Origin of the sequence: Rhizobium sp. J15 (genome assembly GCF_002531825.1) — a bacterium.
Lineage (GTDB): Bacteria > Pseudomonadota > Alphaproteobacteria > Rhizobiales > Rhizobiaceae > Rhizobium.
This window is the reverse complement of record NZ_NWSX01000034.1, coordinates 22,204-40,710: the sequence shown is the minus strand read 5'-3', so window position 1 is coordinate 40,710 and position 18,507 is coordinate 22,204. Positions and strand designations below refer to the sequence as shown.

15 protein-coding genes are annotated in these 18,507 nt (G+C 62.8%); 5 read left to right on the top strand and 10 right to left on the bottom strand.

Annotated elements, in window-relative coordinates:
* Window positions 1–215: 215 nt before the first annotated feature.
* The 7 genes from CO670_RS23745 to CO670_RS23715 form a co-directional block, all read right to left on the bottom strand.
* Window positions 216–2,666, bottom strand: coding sequence for an FAD-dependent oxidoreductase (locus CO670_RS23745; protein ID WP_097592473.1), 2,451 nt, complete (start codon window positions 2,664–2,666; stop codon window positions 216–218).
* Complete coding sequence (locus CO670_RS23740) at window positions 2,667–3,542, bottom strand: choline kinase family protein (RefSeq protein ID WP_097592492.1); 876 nt, start codon at window positions 3,540–3,542, stop codon at window positions 2,667–2,669.
* A 92-nt stretch (window positions 3,543–3,634) separates the two neighbouring features.
* On the bottom strand, window positions 3,635–4,711 hold the full coding sequence (gene ugpC / locus CO670_RS23735; protein WP_097592472.1) for a sn-glycerol-3-phosphate ABC transporter ATP-binding protein UgpC: 1,077 nt from the start codon (window positions 4,709–4,711) through the stop codon (window positions 3,635–3,637).
* A gap of 49 nt (window positions 4,712–4,760) precedes the next feature.
* Complete coding sequence (locus CO670_RS23730) at window positions 4,761–5,858, bottom strand: Gfo/Idh/MocA family oxidoreductase (RefSeq protein ID WP_176539008.1); 1,098 nt, start codon at window positions 5,856–5,858, stop codon at window positions 4,761–4,763.
* Entirely contained in the window at window positions 5,858–6,736 is an 879-nt protein-coding gene (locus CO670_RS23725) for a carbohydrate ABC transporter permease (RefSeq protein WP_176539009.1), read from the bottom strand. The genes CO670_RS23730 and CO670_RS23725 overlap by 1 nt, the downstream gene beginning before the upstream one ends.
* A 1-nt stretch (window position 6,737) precedes the next feature.
* Window positions 6,738–7,697: a sugar ABC transporter permease gene (locus tag CO670_RS23720; protein WP_097592470.1), complete on the bottom strand. Its 960-nt coding sequence runs from the start codon at window positions 7,695–7,697 to the stop codon at window positions 6,738–6,740.
* Window positions 7,698–7,703: 6 nt separating this feature from the next.
* Entirely contained in the window at window positions 7,704–8,990 is a 1,287-nt protein-coding gene (locus CO670_RS23715) for an ABC transporter substrate-binding protein (protein ID WP_097592469.1), read from the bottom strand.
* Window positions 8,991–9,254: 264 nt separating this feature from the next.
* Between CO670_RS23715 and CO670_RS23710 the strand changes: the two genes are divergently transcribed.
* The 5 genes from CO670_RS23710 (at window position 9,255) to CO670_RS23690 (ending at window position 14,560) form a co-directional block, all read left to right on the top strand.
* Window positions 9,255–9,932, top strand: coding sequence for a TetR/AcrR family transcriptional regulator (locus CO670_RS23710; protein WP_088676356.1), 678 nt, complete (start codon window positions 9,255–9,257; stop codon window positions 9,930–9,932).
* A 131-nt stretch (window positions 9,933–10,063) separates the two neighbouring features.
* On the top strand, window positions 10,064–11,212 hold the full coding sequence (locus CO670_RS23705) for a Gfo/Idh/MocA family oxidoreductase (RefSeq protein WP_097592468.1): 1,149 nt from the start codon (window positions 10,064–10,066) through the stop codon (window positions 11,210–11,212).
* A 3-nt stretch (window positions 11,213–11,215) separates the two neighbouring features.
* Window positions 11,216–12,379, top strand: coding sequence for a dihydrodipicolinate synthase family protein (locus CO670_RS23700; RefSeq protein WP_097592467.1), 1,164 nt, complete (start codon window positions 11,216–11,218; stop codon window positions 12,377–12,379).
* Window positions 12,380–12,409: 30 nt separating this feature from the next.
* On the top strand, window positions 12,410–13,240 hold the full coding sequence (locus CO670_RS23695; RefSeq protein ID WP_097592466.1) for a sugar phosphate isomerase/epimerase family protein: 831 nt from the start codon (window positions 12,410–12,412) through the stop codon (window positions 13,238–13,240).
* Between the two features lie 42 nt (window positions 13,241–13,282).
* Window positions 13,283–14,560, top strand: coding sequence for a Gfo/Idh/MocA family oxidoreductase (locus CO670_RS23690; RefSeq protein ID WP_097592465.1), 1,278 nt, complete (start codon window positions 13,283–13,285; stop codon window positions 14,558–14,560).
* 18 nt (window positions 14,561–14,578) lie between these two features.
* Here CO670_RS23690 and CO670_RS23685 read toward each other — a convergent pair whose 3' ends face one another.
* From CO670_RS23685 to CO670_RS23675, 3 genes are read right to left on the bottom strand one after another with little or no spacing between them, the layout of a single operon-like run.
* Window positions 14,579–15,589 carry a hydroxyacid dehydrogenase gene (locus CO670_RS23685; protein WP_097592464.1) on the bottom strand — a complete coding sequence of 337 codons (1,011 nt, stop codon included), beginning with the start codon at window positions 15,587–15,589 and terminating at the stop codon, window positions 14,579–14,581.
* Complete coding sequence (locus CO670_RS23680) at window positions 15,586–17,442, bottom strand: DUF2264 domain-containing protein (protein WP_097592491.1); 1,857 nt, start codon at window positions 17,440–17,442, stop codon at window positions 15,586–15,588. Before CO670_RS23680 ends, CO670_RS23685 begins: the two co-directional genes overlap by 4 nt.
* A complete protein-coding gene (locus CO670_RS23675; protein ID WP_097592463.1) occupies window positions 17,432–18,478 on the bottom strand; it encodes a LacI family DNA-binding transcriptional regulator in 1,047 nt (348 codons plus the stop codon). The genes CO670_RS23680 and CO670_RS23675 overlap by 11 nt, the downstream gene beginning before the upstream one ends.
* Window positions 18,479–18,507: the final 29 nt, after the last annotated feature.

Sequence of the window (18,507 nt, the reverse complement as noted above, 5' to 3'; positions counted from 1 at the left end):
CTCTTCTCCCCAGCGGGGAGAAGGTGCCGGCAGGCGGATGAGGGGGTGAGCAGCGAAGCCGCGAATGCGCTGAGCGCAAAAGAAGGGCAATGAACCGTGTGCCGTGTGGCCCCCTCATCCGACCCTTCGGGCCACCTTCTCCCCGCTGGGGAGAAGAGGGAGCCAAGCGGCGGCTGTCCCGCTTCGACGCAGAGGCGCAATTCCGCACCACATGGTCAAGCCTTCACCCGCACCATATCCGGATCGTAGAGCGGCGCCAGCGACACCTTGCAGGGGATGCGTTCCCTGGCGATATCGAGTTCGTAACTGCCGGAGAGGACGAAATCCTCGGTGACGCCATCGGCATTGCGGATATAGCCGTAGCCGATCGGCTTGCCCAACGTGTAGCCGAAGCCGCCGCTCGACAGCCAGCCGACGCGCTTGCCGTCGCGATAGATCGTTTCGCGGCCGAGCAGCACGGTATCGGGATCCTCGGGAACGAAGCAGGCGAGGCGTTTCTTCACCCCCTCCTTAAGCTGGCGCTCGATCGCCTCGCGGCCGCGGAAGGGAATGTTCTTCCTGATCTTCACCGCCCAGCCGAGGCCGGCCTCGATGGGCGTATGGTCGGGGCCGATATCGGAGCCCCAGGCGCGATAGCCCTTTTCCAGACGGCAGCTCTCGATGGCGCGGTAGCCGGCATTGACGAGACCGAACTCGCCGCCTGATGCCATCAGCGCGTCATAGACCGTCGTCGCATATTCGACTGGGACATGCAGTTCATAGCCGAGCTCCCCGACATAGGTGATGCGCAACGCCCGCACCGGGTAGCCCGATATGCCGATGGTCCTGACCTGGCCGAAGGGGAAGGCCGCGTTCGAGACGTCGCTGCCGGTCACCTTTTCCAGCACCGCGCGTGCATTCGGTCCCATCAGCGACAGCACGGAATAGGCCGAGGTGACGTCGACCAGCTCGGCATGCATGTCGGCCGGAATATTGCGGGCGATCCAGTTGAAGTCGTGGGTGGCGAAACCGGTGCCGGTGACGATGTAATATTCGTCCTCGGCGATGCGGGCGACCGTCAGGTCGCATTCGATGCCGCCCTTGTCGTTCAGCATTTGCGTGTAGATGAGCGATCCCACGGGCCTCGCGACGTCGTTGGCGGCAATCCAGGAGAGGGCATGCTCAGCATCCCTGCCCTTCAGCACGAATTTGGCGAAGGAGGTCTGGTCGAAGATGACGGCCGCCTCGCGCACTGCCTTGTGCTCGCGGCCGACAGCGTCGAACCAGTTCTGCCTGCCGTAGCTGTAGATATCCTTCGGCTCCTCGTTGGCGAAGAGATCGGCGAACCAGTTCGGCCGCTCCCAGCCGAGCTTTTCGCCGAAACAGGCGCCTTGCGCCTTCAGCCGGTCGTAGAGCGGCGACTTGCGGCAGGGGCGCCCGCTCGAATGCTCCTCGAAGGGCCAGGCCATGGTGTAGTGCTTGCCATAGGCTTCGAGCGTGCGGGTGCGCACCCAGTCGGTATCGAAATGCGGACGGCCGAAACGGCGGATGTCGACCGGCCAGAGATCGTAGGGCGGCTCGCCCTTCGTCACCCATTCGGCGAGCGCCATGCCGGCGCCGCCGGCCGAGGCGATGCCGAAGGCGTTGAAACCGGCGCCGACGAAGAAATTTTTGAGCTCCGGCGCCTCGCCCAGAATGAAATTGCCGTCCGGCGTGAAGCTTTCCGGGCCGTTCAAGAGCTGCTTGACGCCGACATTCTCAAGCGCCGGAACGCGGCCGAGCGCCTGTTCCATGATCTGTTCGAAATGGTCGAAATTGCTGTCCAGCAGCGTGTAGTGGAAACCTTCGGGTATGCCTTTCTCCGCCCAGGCAATGGGGTTCGGTTCATAGCCGCCCATGACGATGCCGCCGACCTCCTCCTTGTAGTAGGTCAGCCGATCCGGATCACGCAACGTCGGCAGGTTGGAGGGCACACCGAAAGATTCGGTGATGATGTATTGGTGCTCGACGGAGACCAGCGGCACGTTGACGCCGAAGCGGGCGGCAAAGGCCCGCGTCCATTGGCCGGCGCAGACGACGACGCGCTCGCATTCGATACGGCCCTCAGCCGTGACGACGGCATGGATCTTACCCTTGTCGATTTCCAGATCGAGAACCTCGGTATCCTCGAAAATCGAGACGCCCGACATGCGGGCGCCTTTCGCCAGCGCCTGGGTGATGTCGGAGGGATTGGCCTGGCCGTCGGTCGGAAGAAAGGCGGCGCCGACGAGATCGTCTGTTGTCATCAGCGGCCAGAGGTCGAAGGCCTCCTGCGGCGTCAGCAGTTGCATTTCGAGGCCGAAGGATTGGGCGGTGGTCGCCTGGCGTCTGACTTCGGTCCAGCGCTCTTCGTTGCAGGCAAGACGCAGGCCGCCATTCATCTTCCAGCCGGTGCCGAGGCCGGTTTCTTCTTCCAGACGCTTGTAGAGATCGACGGAATAGCCGAGCAGCTGGGTGATATTGGCGCTGGTGCGCAGCTGGCCGACGAGGCCGGCGGCATGAAAGGTGGTGCCCGAGGTCAGTTTCTTGCGCTCAAGCAGCACCGTATCGGTCCAGCCAAGCTTGCCGAGATGATAGGCCGTCGAGCAGCCGATGATGCCGCCGCCGATGACCACGGCCTTTGCCGTCTTCGGTAATTGTCTCGTCATTTATCGATCCTGTTCAAAGGCTTGATAGGCGCGCTCGAAGCGCGCGAGATTTTCCGCCGTATAGGCGGCGTAGTCGAAATCGATGGTGGAATGGATTTCCGAAATCATGCTCCAGAGCGTCTCGCGCAGCAGCGAGGCGCATTTCATCGCGCCGTAGCGGCGGCTGAGCTCGTCGGTGAGCGGCCGGTCGAAATAGCTCTCCAGCATCGTTTGCTCGGCCGCCTGTGAGAACTCGTTGTTGGAGGCCAGCCCTCCGAGATCGAACAGCGGCGTGTTGAAGCCGGCATAGTCCCAGTCGATGAGCCAGAGCCGCTGGCCGTCGTCGAGAAAATTCGCGGCCAGCAGGTCGTTATGGCCGAAGGCGATTTCGAAAGGCCCCGCCGCTTGTTCCAGGGTCTCGGCGCTAGCGAGCAGCTTCGGCAGCAGCGGAAGATGGGCACTTCCGGACTCCTTCAGGCTGGCGGCATAATCGCGGATGACATGGAAGACCCAGAATATCATCGCCGGGCCGCGGAAATGCCGGGCAATGTCGCGATGGCAGGCCCGCACCAGCGGCACGATCCGCGCCAGCATGTCAGGCGCCCTGACATCCTCCGGCGAAAGCGCCCGCGCTTCGATATAGTCGAGAACCAGCACGCCCGGCGAATGATGGATCACGGCAGGCGATATGCCGGCGGCATGAGCCGCACGGCTTGCGGCAAGCTCGTTCTGCCTGATGATGTGATGGATCGGGATATCGGTGCCGAGCCTCACCACGCAACGCGCGACGGCATCGCTGACCAGATAATTCCTGTTGGTGATGCCGCCTGAGATCGGCGAGATTTCGATCGGACCCTGCCAGATGCCAAGCGCATGAATCCGATCTTCAGGCGTCATGCTCATCCCCCTCGCCCATCTCGAAATGATGGGACAGAGGAGGATCGGCTGTCAAGCGGCGCGCGCTTCCGCACACGCGCAGCGCCACCGGGTCAGATCGTCTTGCCCGAAGCATCGAAGACGTGGCAGCGGGCCGGATCGAAAAAGGTCGTCACATTGGTGCCGCGCTCGACCTTCTGCTGGCCGTCAAGCGCAATGGTCAGCAGCTGGCCGTCCGGGGTCGTGGCGTAGAGCATGGTGGCGCCGCCGAGATTTTCGACGAGGTCGACATTGACGGTGGAGAGCGAAATGGCGCCGCCGGAAAGGGAAAGATGCTCGGGGCGGATGCCGAAGGTGACGTCCTGGCCGGCCTCGCCTTTCAGGCGGCGCGGCAGGTGCACGGAATTGCCGCAGACATTGATGCTGGTTTCGGCTTCGCCCAGCTGCTCGATGCGGGCCTTCAGGAAGTTCATCTTCGGGCTGCCGATGAAGCCGGCGACGAAGCGGTTGGCGGGGTTGTTATAGAGATCGAGCGGTGCGCCGACCTGCTCGATGCGGCCGGAATTCAGCACCACGATCTTGTCGGCCATCGTCATGGCCTCGACCTGGTCGTGGGTGACGTAGATCATCGTGTTGCCGAGCTGGCGGTGCAGGCGGGAGATCTCGACGCGCATCTGCACGCGCAGCTCGGCATCGAGGTTCGACAGCGGTTCGTCGAACAGGAAGATGCGCGGCTCGCGCACGATGGCCCGCCCGATCGCCACGCGCTGGCGTTGACCGCCGGAGAGCGCCTTCGGCTTGCGCTCCAGGAGCTTCTCGATCTGCAGGATCTCGGCGGCGCGTTTGACCTTCGGCTGGATTTCAGCCTTCTTGTAGCCTGCTGTCTCCAGGCCGAAGGCGAGGTTCTTGTAGACCGACATGTGGGGATAGAGCGCATAGGACTGGAAGACCATGGCGATGCCGCGCTTGGCAGGCGCCACCTCGTTCATGCGTTCGCTGTCGAGCAGCAGCGCCCCGGCCGAAATCTCCTCGAGGCCGGCGATCATCCGCAGAAGGGTCGACTTGCCGCAGCCCGAGGGACCGACGAAAACGACGAATTCGCCGGGATCGATCGTCAGGTCGATGCCATGGATCACATCGAAGGCGCCGTAGCGCTTCTCGACCTTCTGAAGAACGACACTGGTTGCCATCGTCTCAAAACCCTCTGTTGCCGGTTACTTTGGCCGGTTACTTGGCCGTTTACCTGGTTCTTGCGCGCCAATCGGCGTATTTCGGACTGTCGGGACCGACCGGCAGCGGCACTTCGGCACCACTGTCGGAGGATTGGTAGATAGCGGTGACAAGCTCGAGTGCGCGGCGCGCATCCTGCGTTGTCACCGGCAGCGGTCCATTGCCGCTGAGGAAGGCGTGGAACTGGGCCATCTGGGTGGTGAACCGCGGCGCGACCGGCTGCCAATCGCCGACCACACGGTCGATCTTTTCCCTGACGTCATCATTGGCCGCGATGATCTTCCAGGGGTCCTTGCCCGGCGTGTAGGGCTCGTGCGTGCTTTCGAAGGTGACGTTCTCGAAGTGCAGCCTCAGCCGGCTCAACTGTTCCTGCGATCCAAGCGTGCAGGACAGCGAGACGAAGGCACCGTTTTCCATCAGCAGGCTGGCGGAGGCGCAGTCCTCGACCTCGATATCGTTGACGCGGGTGGCGACGCGGCCGAAAACCCTTGCCGCCGGGCCCATCAGATGCATCAGCATGTCGTGCAGATGCAGCGCATGGGTGACGAGCACGCCGCCGAGCTCGGTCGCCCATTTTCCGCGCCAGGGCACGGCGTAATATTCCGGTTTGCGCAGCCAGAAGGTTTCGACGGAAGCCGTATAGGGCTTGCCGGCAATGCCGGCATCGATGATCCGCTTGGCCTTCTGGATGCCGTCGCCATAGCGATATTGGAAGATCGGCATCAGCACGCCCTTGGCGTTCTTTTCCGCTTCCATGATCGTATCGACGCCGGCGAGCGAGCCGGTCAGCGGCTTTTCGCAAACGACATGCTTGCCGGCAGAAAGTGCTGCGACCACCTGCTCCAGATGCGCGCCGGGAGGGGTGCAGATATCGATGATGTCGATCGTATCGTCGGCCAGCAGCTCCGCAAAGGAGGTGGTGCGGCGCTCGATGCCGAACTCATCGCCGACCGCAGCCAACCGCTCAACGTTCAGATCGCAGATTGCCACGACCTTGAACTTGTCGGCATGCGGCAGGTAACCTTCGACGATGTGGGAGCGGCCGATGCCGCAGCCGACGATCGCGACCGTCTTGATGCTCATGTCACTCTTTCCCATTGCCGCCATCAGCGTTTCATGCCCGTCGTGGCGATGCCTTCGATCAGCAGGCGCTGGAAGAACAGGAAGAAGAAGAACACCGGCACGAGGGTCAACGTCGACATGGCGAAGAGTCCGCCCCAATCCGATGCGCTGGTGGAATCCACAAAGGTGCGCAGGCCGAGCTGGATCGTGTAGGTGTTCATGTCGTTCAGGTAGATCAGCGGACCGAAGAAATCGTCCCAGGTCCAGATGAAGGAGAAGATGGCGGCGGTCGCCAGCACCGGCAGCGAGAGCGGCAGCATGATCTTCCAATAGATGCGCCAGGCGCTGCAGCCGTCCATCATCGCCGCCTCGTCGAGTTCGCGCGGGATGCCGCGGAAGAACTGCACCATCAGGAAGATGAAGAAGGCGTCACTTGCCAGGAACTTCGGCACGACGAGCGGCAGGATGGTGTTGACCCAGCCGAGGTTGAGAAAGAGCACATATTGCGGGATCAGCGTCACGTGATAGGGGATCATCAGCGTGCCGAGCATGATCGCGAACCAGAAGTTCCGGCCAGCGAAACGCAGCCGCGCGAAGGCGTAGGCCGTCAGCGAACAGGCGATGACATTGCCGGTCACCACCAGCAGCGAAATGACGAGCGAATTCCAGAAGAACCGGCCGAAGCTGACATCGAGGCCGACCCAGCCGCGCGCATAGGAGGAGAAATCGATCGACGACGGAATGAGCGAGGTCGACGAGAATATCTCGGTTTCCGGCCTGACCGATGCCGAAACCATCCACAACAGCGGATAGACCATCAGAAGCGATGCGGCGATCAGCAGGGCGTGGATGATGAGCGACGCCGGCAGGCTGCGTTTGGTGATATCCGATGGCGGCCTGGCCGCGGTGACGGAAGCGGTCATCTCAGTCATCGTAGTGCACCCAATAACGCGAGGTCAGGAAAGAGAAAGCGGTGAAAACGGCGATGATCAGCACCAGGATCCAGGCGAGCGCCGAGGCATAGCCCATGCGGAAATTGCCGAAGGCTTCCTGATAGAGGTAGAGCGTGTAGAACAGCGTCGAATTGATCGGACCACCGGTGCCGCCTGAGATGATGAAGGCGGGCGTGAAAGCCTTGAAGGCATCAATGGTCTGGACGACGGCGTTGAAGAAGATCACCGGCGTCAGAAGCGGCAGGGTGATCTTGTAGAATTGGCGGAATTTCGAGGCGCCGTCGAGGCTTGCGGCCTCATACATATCCTGGGGAATCTGGCGCAGGCCGGCGAGGAAAATAATCATCGGCGAGCCGAACTGCCAGACCGACAGCGCCACCAGCGTGTAGATCGAATAGTTCGGATGCGAAATCCAGCTCGGACCTTCGATGCCGAACTGCGAGAGTGCGGCATTGACGAGACCATCGCTAGCGAAAAGCTGGCGCCAGAGCACGGCGATCGCCACGCTGCCGCCCAACAAGGAAGGGAGGTAGAAGACGGCGCGATAGAAGGTCAGGCCGCGCAGGCCGCGGTTCAGCGCCATAGCGACCAGCAAGGCGAAGGTCAGTTTGAACGGCACCGAGAAGACAACATAAGTCAGGGTGACGTGCATGGCGGCCGAGAATTTCGGATCCGCCGTGGCGATGCGCACGTAATTCGCCATTCCCACCCACCGCGGCGACTGCAGCATGTCGAAGTCGGTGAAGGAGAGGTAGAGCGAAATCAGGGCCGGCCCGAGCGTCAGCCCGAAAAAGCCGACAAGCCATGGCAGGAGGAAAAGATAGCCGGGGGCATTGGCATTCCAGAGACGCCGGAAGCGTCCCTCGGCCATGGCCCCCTGATATCTTTCCACATTTATGGCCCCTGCGGGCGTGCGCATCGCATTGCTCATACGGGATCAGCCTCGTGCGAGAATCTGCGTGATTTCGGTGACCAGCTGTTTGCCGCCGTCGGCGGGAGACAGTTGTCCGAAACCGACCTGTTCGGCGATGTTTCGCAGCATCAGCTCGCCTTCACCGGCGCCGACCGGCGGCGGCGGCGGCAATTTGCCGGCGAGATCGCCGAGACCGCTGACATAGGCCAATGCAACCTTGCCGTTCTCATCGAGCTTCGCCGCGACGACCTCGCGCATGGCCGCCGATTCCGGAATGCCGCGTTCGACATCCAAGAGCAGCACTGCCTCGGGATTCTTGACGAAGAAGTTGATGTAGTCCACGGCCAAGTCGATCGCTTTCGACTGGGCCGAAACAGAGAAGAACATCGAAGGCTTGCGATAGTGGCCGCCCTTCGAATCCGCCTTGATGCGCATGTAGTTGGTGAGCGCCAGCTTGTCCTTGTTCATCGCCTGATAGGCAACGAACTGATTGGAATGGGCAAAACCGGCCGCAGATTTGCCGAGCGACACTGTGTTCGTTTCGATATCGTTCTTGTCGAGAGCCTGGATATCGGCTGGAACGCAGGCGCCGGCCTCACGGAACTTCGCCCACATGTCGTACCATTCCGATGCGTCGTCCACGGCGAAGCCGATCTTGCCGTCGGCGGTATAGAGCGCCTTGCCGCGCTGGCGCAGCCAGTTTTCGAACAACGGTTCGCCGCCGCTGCCGTCGGCGAGGCCGAACATGCCCTTGCGCTTGCCGGCCTTGGTGATTTCCGCACCCATGCGGGCGAATTCATCCCAGGTGGTCGCCTGCGTCGGCAGATCGACGCCGGCTTCCTTGAAGGCGGTGGTGTTCAGCACCGTGGCGGCGGAATTCGCACCAAGGCTGACGCCATAGAGATGGCCGTCGACGCTGCCGCCCTCGATCTGGGCCTTGTCGAAATCGTCGAGGTTGAGCTTGGCCGGCATGTAGGATTCGAGCGGAGCAAGCGCGCCGCGCCGCGCATATTGCACGATGTAGCGGTAGTCCATCTGGATGACGTCCGGCGCATTGCGGCCGGCGACCTGGGTCGCAAGGCGCGGCCAGTAATCGCCCCAGCCGAGGAATTCGCCGGTGATCGACGTGCCGGGATTCTTCGTCTGATAGAGCTGCGACACCTTGTTGGTGCGGTCGGCGCGCGGCTGCGAGCCCCACCACAGGAGACGCAGGCGCGTTTCCTGTGCCAAGGCGCTGGTTCCAAGCGCCGAAAGCGACAGAAGGGCTGCGCCTCCGGCCACGAAATTACGTCTGTTTACACGCAGAGTCATTTTTTCCTCCTCCAAAGGGAAGCGCCTCCACACGCTTCCAAACTAGTTTTGCTTGCGCAAATAACTAATTGGTTACAAGCTACGAGCAAAGCGGCAAGCCTGTCAAGCGGTGTCGGTCAGAGCATGGTGGCGAAATGCGTCAGCGGGTTCGGGCGACATCATGCTCCAAGCATTCTGTTCCAGCGGGCAGCCCTTCCAAATTCGGTTTTTACAATTTCGCACCGAAGGCTTATGAGCGCAACATGTGAAGACAGGGATGGAACGATGAACGACGGCGGGGGAAATAGCGGAAAGAAACAGGCGCGGCGGCCATCCACGGAACGGACGGCCCAGCGCGATCCGGAGCGGACGCGCGCGGCGATCCTTGAAGCGGCGACCCGGGAATTCGCCGAAAACGGCATGGGCGGCGCCCGCGTCGACGCCATCGCCGAACGGGCCGGCACCAACAAGCGCATGCTCTATCATTATTTCGGCGACAAGGAGCAGCTCTACCTCAAGGTGCTCGAGGAAGCCTATGTCGGCATCCGTACCGCCGAGCGGGCGCTCCATATCGGCGACCGCAGCCCGGAGGAAGGCATCAGCGAGCTTGCGCTCTTCACCTGGCGCTACTTCCTCCAGCATCCGGAATTTCTGAGTCTGCTCGGCACGGAAAACCTGCATCGTGCCCGGTGGCTGCGCCAGTCCATCCGGCTCAAGGAGCTGCATTCGCATCTGATCGGCGAGCTTTCCCAAGTGCTCGAGCGGGGAAAGAAGCAGGGCGTCTTCATCGAGACCGCCGATCCGCTGCATGTCTACCTGACGATCGCCTCGCTCGGCTATTTCTACCTTTCCAACCAGTACACGCTCTCGACGATCTTCGGCCGCGACCTGATCGAGCCGGCCAATCTCAACGCCTGGGAAAGCCATATCGTCCACGTCACGCTCGCCTCGATCAAGCGCTGAATAGCGAAAGCAGGATTTGACTATTGACAGGCTCGCCGCTCTTCTGCCATCAAGTAACCGTTTAGTTACCGACTTGGGAGGGCCGGGCCAGGACGCCCGCTCCCGCCGCAAAAGATTGCAGGGAGGAAAAAATGGCACGCTTGGGTATCATCTTGCACGGCGTCACCGGCCGCATGGGTTACAACCAGCACTTGGTGCGCTCGATCCTGGCCTTCCGCGACCAGGGCGGCATCACGCTGAAATCGGGCGAGAAACTCGAGATCGATCCGATCATCGTCGGCCGCAACGGCGCCAAGATGGAAGAGCTGGCGAAGAAGCATAACATCAAGCGCTGGTCGACCGATCTCGATGCTGCGCTCGCCAATCCCGACGACACCGTCTTCTTCGACGCCGGCACGACGCTGATGCGCGCCGAGCTTCTGTCCAAGGCGCTCGACGCCGGCAAGCACGTCTATTGCGAAAAGCCGATTTCCGACGATCTGCAGGTGGCGATCGATCTCGCCCGCAAGGCGCGCCGTTCCGGGCTCAAACACGGCGTCGTGCAGGACAAGCTCTTCCTGCCCGGCCTGCGCAAGCTGGCGCTGCTCAGGGATTCCGGCTTCTTCGGCAAGATCCTCTCGGTGCGCGGCGAATTCGGCTACTGGGTCTTCGAGGGCGATTGGGGCGTGCCGGCCCAGCGCCCCTCCTGGAACTACCGCAAGGGCGACGGCGGCGGCATCATTCTCGACATGCTCTGCCACTGGCGCTACGTGCTCGACAACCTGTTCGGCGAGGTCAAGGCCGTCTCCTGCCTCGGCGCCACCCATATTCCGCAGCGCATCGACGAGCAGGGCAAGCCTTATGACTGCGACACCGATGACGCGGCTTATGCGACCTTCGAACTCGAAGGCGGCGTGATCGCGCAGGTCAACTCCTCCTGGGCGGTGCGCGTGCGCCGCGACGATCTCGTCACCTTCCAGGTCGACGGCACGCATGGTTCGGCCGTCGCCGGCCTGACGAAATGCTGGAGCCAGCATCGCGTCAACACGCCGAAGCCGGTCTGGAACCCCGACCAGCCGCAGACTATCGATTTCTACAAGACCTGGGACGAAGTTCCGGACACGCAGGCCTTCGACAACGGCTTCAAGGCGCAGTGGGAAATGTTCATCCGCCACGTCGTCGAAGATGCGCCGTGGCCCTACGGGCTCGAAGCCGGCGCCAAGGGCGTGCAGCTGGCCGAGCTCGGGCTGAAATCCTGGGCCGAACGCCGCTGGCTCGACGTTCCCACACTGGAGTTCTGAGCCGTGACGACGATCAATCTTCCCTTGGACGGCAAGATCGTCCCCTACACGCTCACCGGCACACCGATCGAACTGAAAAAGCGCGACGCCAAGAGTTTTCCGCGCATCGCCTTTGCGGCGGCGCATGTCGTCGCCGATCCGCTTGCCGACAACGATCCCTGGCTGACGCCGGCAATCGATTGGGAGCGGACGCTCGCCTTCCGCCACCGGCTCTGGGATCTCGGCCTCGGCGTTGCCGAAGCGATGGATACGGCGCAGCGCGGCATGGGCCTCGGCTGGCCGGAGGCGCGCGATCTCATCCGCCGGGCGCTCGGCGAGGCGGCCGGGCGCAAGGATGCGCTGATCGCCTGCGGCGCCGGCACCGACCATCTGTCGCCCGGTCCTGATGTGACCATCGACACGATCATCAAGGCCTATGAAGAGCAGATCGAAACGGTGGAGGCGGCCGGCGGGCGCATCATCCTGATGGCGAGCCGGGCGCTTGCCGTCGCCGCCAAGGGGCCGGACGATTATATCAAGGTCTATGACCGCATCCTCCGCCAGGTCAAGGAACCCGTCATCATCCATTGGCTGGGAGAGATGTTCGACCCGGCACTCGAGGGATATTGGGGCAATGGCGACCACCTGAAGGCCATGGAAACCTGCCTTGAGGTGATCGAAGCCAATGCCGCCAAGGTCGACGGCATCAAGATCTCGCTCCTTTCCAAGGAGAAGGAAGTGACCATGCGCCGCCGCCTGCCGAAGGGCGTGCGCATGTATACCGGCGACGATTTCAACTATGCTGAACTGATCGCCGGCGACGAAGAGGGCCATTCCGACGCACTGCTCGGCATTTTCGATGCGATCGCGCCGGCAGCGTCGGCCGCGCTCGACGCTCTCGACCGCAAGAGCAATCACGAATTCTTCGATCTGCTCGAGCCGACGGTGCCGCTGTCGCGCCACATCTTCAAGGCGCCGACCCGCTTCTACAAGACCGGCGTCGTCTTCCTCGCCTATCTCAACGGCCTGCAGGACCATTTTGTCATGGTCGGCGGCCAGCAGAGCACGCGCTCGCTCACGCATCTGGCCGAACTCTTCCGCCTGGCCGACAAGGCGCGGGTGCTGGCCGATCCGGAACTCGCGACGGCGCGCATGAAACAAGTGCTTGCCGTTCACGGCGTTCACTGAGCGCCAGCATGGCAATGGGAGGAGAATGAGATGCAGGTCGAGGGACTTTCGATCAATCTGGCGACGATCCGCGAGCAATGCGGCTTTGCCGAAGCCGTCGACATCTGCCTGAAGCACGGCATCACCTCGATCGCGCCGTGGCGCGACCAGGTCGCCAAGGCCGGTCTCGACGAGGCGGTCAGGATCGTCAAATCCAACGGCATCAAGCTGACCGGTCTTTGCCGCGGCGGCTTCTTTCCCGCGGCAACCGAGGCCGACTGGCAGAAGAACCTCGACGACAACAGGCGCGCCATCGACGAGGCGGCTGCCTTTTCCGCTGATTGCCTCGTGCTCGTCGTCGGCGGGTTGCCGGGCGCGTCGAGGGATATCGTCGCGGCCCGACAGATGGTGTTCGATGGCATCGCCGCCGTGCTGCCGCATGCGCAGGCATCAGGCGTGAAACTCGCCATCGAGCCGCTGCATCCGATGTATGCCGCCGACCGCTCCTGCGTGAACACGCTCGCTCAGGCGCTCGACATGTGCGAACCGCTCGGCGAGGATGTCGGCGTCGCCATCGACGTCTACCATGTCTGGTGGGATCCCGACCTCGCCAACCAGATCGCCCGCGCCGGACGCATGAAACGCATCTTCGCCCATCACATCTGCGACTGGCTGGTGCCGACGAAGGATATGCTGCTCGACCGCGGCATGATGGGCGATGGCGTGATCGACCTCAAAGGCATAAGACGGATGATCGAGGCGGCCGGTTTCTTCGGCGCGCAGGAAGTGGAGATCTTTTCGGCCGAGACCTGGTGGAAACGCCCGGCCGACGAGGTGATCGCCACCTGCGTCGAGCGCTTCCGAAGCTGCTGCCAGATCTAATTTTCAATATTCGTTTCATCACGCGTGCAGGAGAATCATTCGATGGAGAAACGCCGTTTTGCCCTGATCGGCACCGGAAACCGCGGCACCACCATGTGGGGCAAGGACCTGCTTACCGGCTGGCGCGAACATGTCGACCTCACAGCTATCGTCGAGAAGAACTCGCTGCGCGGCGAGCGCGCCCGCAACATGATCGGCAGCAACGCACCGCTCTATGAGAACATCGATTCCATGCTCGCCGAGCAGAAGCCGGATCTGGCCATCGTCTGCACGCCCGACCATACGCATGACGATATCATCGTGCGGGCGCTGGAATCCGGCATCGACGTGATCACCGAAAAGCCGATGACCACCTCGATCGAGAAGATTCGCCGGATTCTCGATGCCGAGAAGCGCACCGGCCGCCGCGTCGACGTCTCCTTCAACTATCGCTATGCGCCGACGGCCGCCAGGATCAAGGAACTGCTCAATGCCGGCGAGATCGGCCGGGTGACCTCCGTCGATTTCCACTGGTATCTCAACACCAAGCACGGCGCCGACTACTTCCGCCGCTGGCATGCCTATACGGAAAATTCCGGCAGCCTGTTCGTTCACAAGGCCACCCACCATTTCGATCTTCTGAACTGGTATCTCGACAGCGATCCCGAGGCCGTCACCTCCTTCGCCGATCTGCAGAACTACGGCCGCAAGGGCCCGTTCCGCGGACCCCGCTGCAAGCTCTGTCCGCACGCGCATGAATGCGACTACTATCTCGATCTCGAAAAGGATCCCTTCCTCGATCAGCTCTACGAGGATCCTTCGAAGATCGACGGCTATTTCCGCGACGGCTGCGTCTTCCGCGAAGACATAGACATTCCCGACACGATGGTGGTTTCCATCCGCTACCGCAACAACGTCCATGTCTCCTACTCGCTGAACACCTTCCAGCCGATCGAAGGCCATCACCTGGCTTTCAACGGCACCAAGGGCCGTATCGAAATCCGCCAGTATGAGGCGCAGCCCTGGGAAGAGCCGAAGGAGGATACGATCCTGCTTATCCGCAATTTCCCGCACGGCAGGGAAGCCGTGGAGCGGATCGTCGTCCCGCATTTCACCGGCGGCCATTACGGCGGCGACGACCGGATGCGCAACATGATCTTCAAGCCCGGCATGGAAGACAGGCTCGGCCAGCGCGCCGGCACGCGGGCGGGCGCCATGTCCGTTCTCTGCGGCATTGCCGCGCTGACGAGTTCGCGCACCGGCAAGGTGGTCGATATCGCCGATCTGATGCCCGAGCTTGCCAATGACGGCTCGCCCAATTCGTTGAGGAAACCGCGCTGACGCACGCCACTGGTTGCGTCAGGCGATGTTTTCGAGGTCCTGCCGGCGGATCTGGTAGAACAGCGGCCGGCCGGTCGTAAAACGCTCGATCTCATCCGCCGCCATCTCGCCGAGACGCGCCCGTTCCAGGCCGATGGCGCCGGCAATGTGCGGGGTCAGGAAAACGTTCGGCAGGTCGTAAAAGGCCGAACCCGTCTCCGGAATTTCCGGATCGGTGACATCGATGACGGCATCGATGCGGCCGGTCTTCAGCTCCGAAAGCAGGGCCACCTCATCGATAAGAATGCCGCGCGCGGTGTTGATGAGCGTCGCCCCGTCCTTCATCAGCGATAGTCTTCGCGCATCGATCATATGCTGCGTCGAGGGCAGCGACGGCGCGTGCAGGGAAACGATATCCGCGCGCCGCATCAACTCGTCGAGATCGACCTTCTCCGCCCCCAGTCCGGCTGCCCCGGCGGCATCGACCATGGGATCGAACAGCAGCAGCCTGTAGTTAAAGGGTTTCAACAGCTCGATTACCCGCCGGCCGATGCGCGAGGCGCCGATGATGCCGAGGGTGCGGCCATAGTTGCCGATCGCTTCGCGCTGCAGCGGGTAGGTTCGATCGCGGTGGCGGTCGGCGACATAGAGATCGCGGAACCGGAAGGCGCGCTTGCCGGCGAAGAGGATCGCGGCAAGTGTGAATTCGGCAACCGGCACGGCATTGGCCTCGGCCGCGTGGCTGACCGCTATGCCGGCTTCGAAGATGGCCTCGTCGATGATGCCCTTCACCGTGCCCGCCGCATGGACGATGAGGCGAAGACGCGGCGCGGCAGCGGGAATCTCGGGCCCGACATAGGGTGCGCCCCAGCCGGTGATCAGGATTTCGGCTTCGGCCAGCAGGCGCTTGGCGCGTTCGTCCTCGAAGTGCTGCAGCGGCTCGGAATCCAGCAGGCGGCCGATCGTATCGAGCCGGCGCAGGATCTCATCGGGCAGGACATGTTCCGTGCGCGACGGCTCCATGGCAAGGACGATGGCCGGGCGGTTCATGGCATCTGACCCGGTGCTTCGATGGCGCTGACGGTCACGCCCTTTTCCCGCACCAGCGCCTCCAGCGCCGCAATATCGGGCGCTTTTGGCGGCTGCGTCCAGGCTGATGCGACGGCAGCGGGATCGTCGAGCGCCAGCACCGCCGTCATCAGGATGGTCTCGCCGGCCGGTATCTGACCGCGCAGCTGCGGCACGATGGTCTTGGCGACGATCACATTGGTATTGGGCTGGGCCTTCTGCGCGAGCCCGGCACGTCTGATCGACGATCCCAGGTCGAGAATGCCGGTGAAATCACCTTCGCCGATCGCATAGGCGGCGCCATCCGAAGCCGACAGTTTGTCCAGCTCGAAATCCCGGCGGGCGATGGCAAAGCCGCCTTCGGCGACCCTCAGCGGCCGGGCCGCCCTGATCCGGTGGAGGCGGATATGCCAGGGGGCCGCGGGCGCCAGCCAGCTTTCGACGCTGACATCGGGGAAAGGTGACCATTTCGCATAAAGCACATCGCCCGCGAGCCTGGCTTCCTCATTCGTCTCGCGCACGCGGTAATGCAGGCCGTCTTCGCTGAAAGCCAGCATCGAATCGAAGACGGCGAGCGCAAAGCCGCGTTCGTCGGATTCGACGCTGAAGCCATAACGGGTGGAATAGGCGAATTTCGCGTATTTTTCCGTGCCGAAACGCATCTGCAGGTTTTCCTGACCTGATGACAGTGCGACGACATCGCCGCCCGCCCGCATGATCACCATGCCGGGATGGCGTTGCGGGACGACTGCTGCCGTCTGCTCCGGCGCCTTTTCCTCAGCGGTCCAGAAGGGATGATCCTCGGCGATCGCCAGCGGCAGGAAGGCCTTGAGCGCCCAATAGGGCGAGCCGGCGGAATTATAGCTCTCCGACATCAAGAGGTTCGGATAGCCGAAACCGATCGACAGCACGCCGTCGCGGTCGGCGATCGGCTTGTCCTTCCACCAGCGCAGATGCTGCAGGCAGAGATGCTTGACCTCGCCCCACGGCAGCGCCTCGACATCGGCAAAGGCGAGCGCCGACCAGAAGCCGGCGCAGGCAAAACGGTAGGTCAGGCTGCGGCCGAAGGGGATCGTCGCGCCGTCGGCGGCAAACCAGTGGCGGAAATCCCGGGCGAAGAGGATGGCGCGCTCGCGGTAGCGTTTCGCGTAATCGTCGTCGACGAGCTTCGAATAGATCAGCCCGTAAAAATGCATGGCGAAGGGGATGTAGTGGTCGATACGGCGCACGTTTCCGTCGCGATACCAGCCGTCACCGATATAGAAGCCTTCGAGTTCCTCCAGATACCGCCGTGTCAGGCTGCGGTCGAAATCCGCGCCGAGGCGATCGAGCGCGATATCGACGAAAATCCGGAAGAATTTCCAGTTGTTGTCGGCATAGTCGAACTGCCGGGCATGTTTGAGATAGGCGACGACATTGCCGCGGGCGCGCGCATCGAGCGGCTCCCAGATCTTTTCCGGCACCAACGCCAGGGCAAAACCGAGGGCAGCGAGCTCGACCATGCGCTGGTCGCGGCCATTGACCGTCCCCCAATATTCGGGATGGGCGGGGTCGGTGCCGTTTGCGAGGCCTTCGGCAAAACGATGCCAATGGGCAAAGTCGCCCCCGCCGGCGCCGAGCGGCGCCAATCCCCAGAGCGGCCGGGCGAAACCTTCGAGATCGGCGGCTGCCCGATCGAAGTGGGCGGCAGCGCCGCTCAGCCTGACGCGGGCATTGCCCCTGGAGAAACAGGCAAGCAGCGGGTCGAAGAGATCAAGCAGCCCGCGGCCCATATCGGCGCGGGTTTCCAGCGGATTGCCGGCAAGCGGGTTGGCGCTGGCGGGATCATAGGTCATCGGCATCTCTCACGGGTTCGGCATTCGGAACGGTTCCTCCGGCAACGGGGACGACCGCCTGGCAGATGTGGCGCGCCGCACCCTTTCTGTTGCGGAACCGGGACAGCATCAGCGAGACGGCCTCGCGCCCGAGAGCGGCGCGGTCGACGCGCATGGTGGAAAGCCGCGGATTGGTCATCAGGGCGCAGGGCAGATCGTCGAAGCCGACGATCGCGAAGTCCTCCGGCACACGCAGGCCAGCCTCGGTGACGGCCTCGAGCACGCCGACGGCGATGAAGTCGTTCATGCAGAAAGCGGCGGTAAAGCCGGGGTCCTCGGCAAGGATCGCGGCTGTGCGCTCATGCGACTCACGGCTGGGGCTTCCCTGGAGGACCAAGGGCACGAGACGGCCCTCGGCGCCTGGCACGGCGGCGATCGCCGCTTCGAAACCGCGTATGCGCTCGCGGATCGTGTGGCGGTGCGAGGCTGTCAGATGCAGGATGCGGCGATGGCCGGCCTTGGTCAGCCGGCTGGTCGCCTCATAGGCGCCGAAGAAATTAGCCGGAGAAACACCATCGAAGTGCATTCGGGGATCGGTGCCGTTGACGAGAACGGTCGGCGTCATGCTCTTTTCCAGCCAATCCCGCAGCACCTCGTTCGGATCGATGCCGACGAGAAAGAGACCTTCGGCGCCGGCCGTCTGCATATAATCGCGCACGGCATCCGGCACGGCTCGATCCTCGCGGACCAGCCGGACCTCGAAAGGCATGCCCGCTTCGGCGGCGCCGGCGCGCAGGCCCTCGACGATCGACTCGTAGAAGACGCTGAGCCCGCCCGTGACGCCGTCGCTGGCAATCAGCGCCAGCCCGCCGGCAACGGCCTCGGCGGCCGATTTGACGGGATAGCCGTGCTCGGCCGCCACCTTGAGGATATGGCGGCGGACGGTCTCGCTGATGCCGGGTTCATTGGCAAGGACGCGCGACACCGTGGAGACGGAGACGCCGGCCAGCGTGGCGATGTCGGCCTGACGCGGCCGTCTGGTTTTCTGCTCGTTCATATGGCAAACATTATGCAAATAATGCAAAT

What these genes read in the sequence shown, in the direction of transcription:
- CO670_RS23745 (WP_097592473.1), bottom strand. Translation starts at nt 2,666, where the DNA reads ATGACGAGACAATTACCGAAGACGGCAAAGGCCGTGGTCATCGGCGGC.
- CO670_RS23740 (WP_097592492.1), bottom strand. Translation starts at nt 3,542, where the DNA reads ATGACGCCTGAAGATCGGATTCATGCGCTTGGCATCTGGCAGGGTCCG.
- ugpC (WP_097592472.1), bottom strand. Translation starts at nt 4,711, where the DNA reads ATGGCAACCAGTGTCGTTCTTCAGAAGGTCGAGAAGCGCTACGGCGCC.
- CO670_RS23730 (WP_176539008.1), bottom strand. Translation starts at nt 5,858, where the DNA reads ATGGCGGCAATGGGAAAGAGTGACATGAGCATCAAGACGGTCGCGATC.
- CO670_RS23725 (WP_176539009.1), bottom strand. Translation starts at nt 6,736, where the DNA reads ATGACCGCTTCCGTCACCGCGGCCAGGCCGCCATCGGATATCACCAAA.
- CO670_RS23720 (WP_097592470.1), bottom strand. Translation starts at nt 7,697, where the DNA reads ATGAGCAATGCGATGCGCACGCCCGCAGGGGCCATAAATGTGGAAAGA.
- CO670_RS23715 (WP_097592469.1), bottom strand. Translation starts at nt 8,990, where the DNA reads ATGACTCTGCGTGTAAACAGACGTAATTTCGTGGCCGGAGGCGCAGCC.
- CO670_RS23710 (WP_088676356.1), top strand. Translation starts at nt 9,255, where the DNA reads ATGAACGACGGCGGGGGAAATAGCGGAAAGAAACAGGCGCGGCGGCCA.
- CO670_RS23705 (WP_097592468.1), top strand. Translation starts at nt 10,064, where the DNA reads ATGGCACGCTTGGGTATCATCTTGCACGGCGTCACCGGCCGCATGGGT.
- CO670_RS23695 (WP_097592466.1), top strand. Translation starts at nt 12,410, where the DNA reads ATGCAGGTCGAGGGACTTTCGATCAATCTGGCGACGATCCGCGAGCAA.
- CO670_RS23690 (WP_097592465.1), top strand. Translation starts at nt 13,283, where the DNA reads ATGGAGAAACGCCGTTTTGCCCTGATCGGCACCGGAAACCGCGGCACC.
- CO670_RS23685 (WP_097592464.1), bottom strand. Translation starts at nt 15,589, where the DNA reads ATGAACCGCCCGGCCATCGTCCTTGCCATGGAGCCGTCGCGCACGGAA.
- CO670_RS23680 (WP_097592491.1), bottom strand. Translation starts at nt 17,442, where the DNA reads ATGACCTATGATCCCGCCAGCGCCAACCCGCTTGCCGGCAATCCGCTG.
- CO670_RS23675 (WP_097592463.1), bottom strand. Translation starts at nt 18,478, where the DNA reads ATGAACGAGCAGAAAACCAGACGGCCGCGTCAGGCCGACATCGCCACG.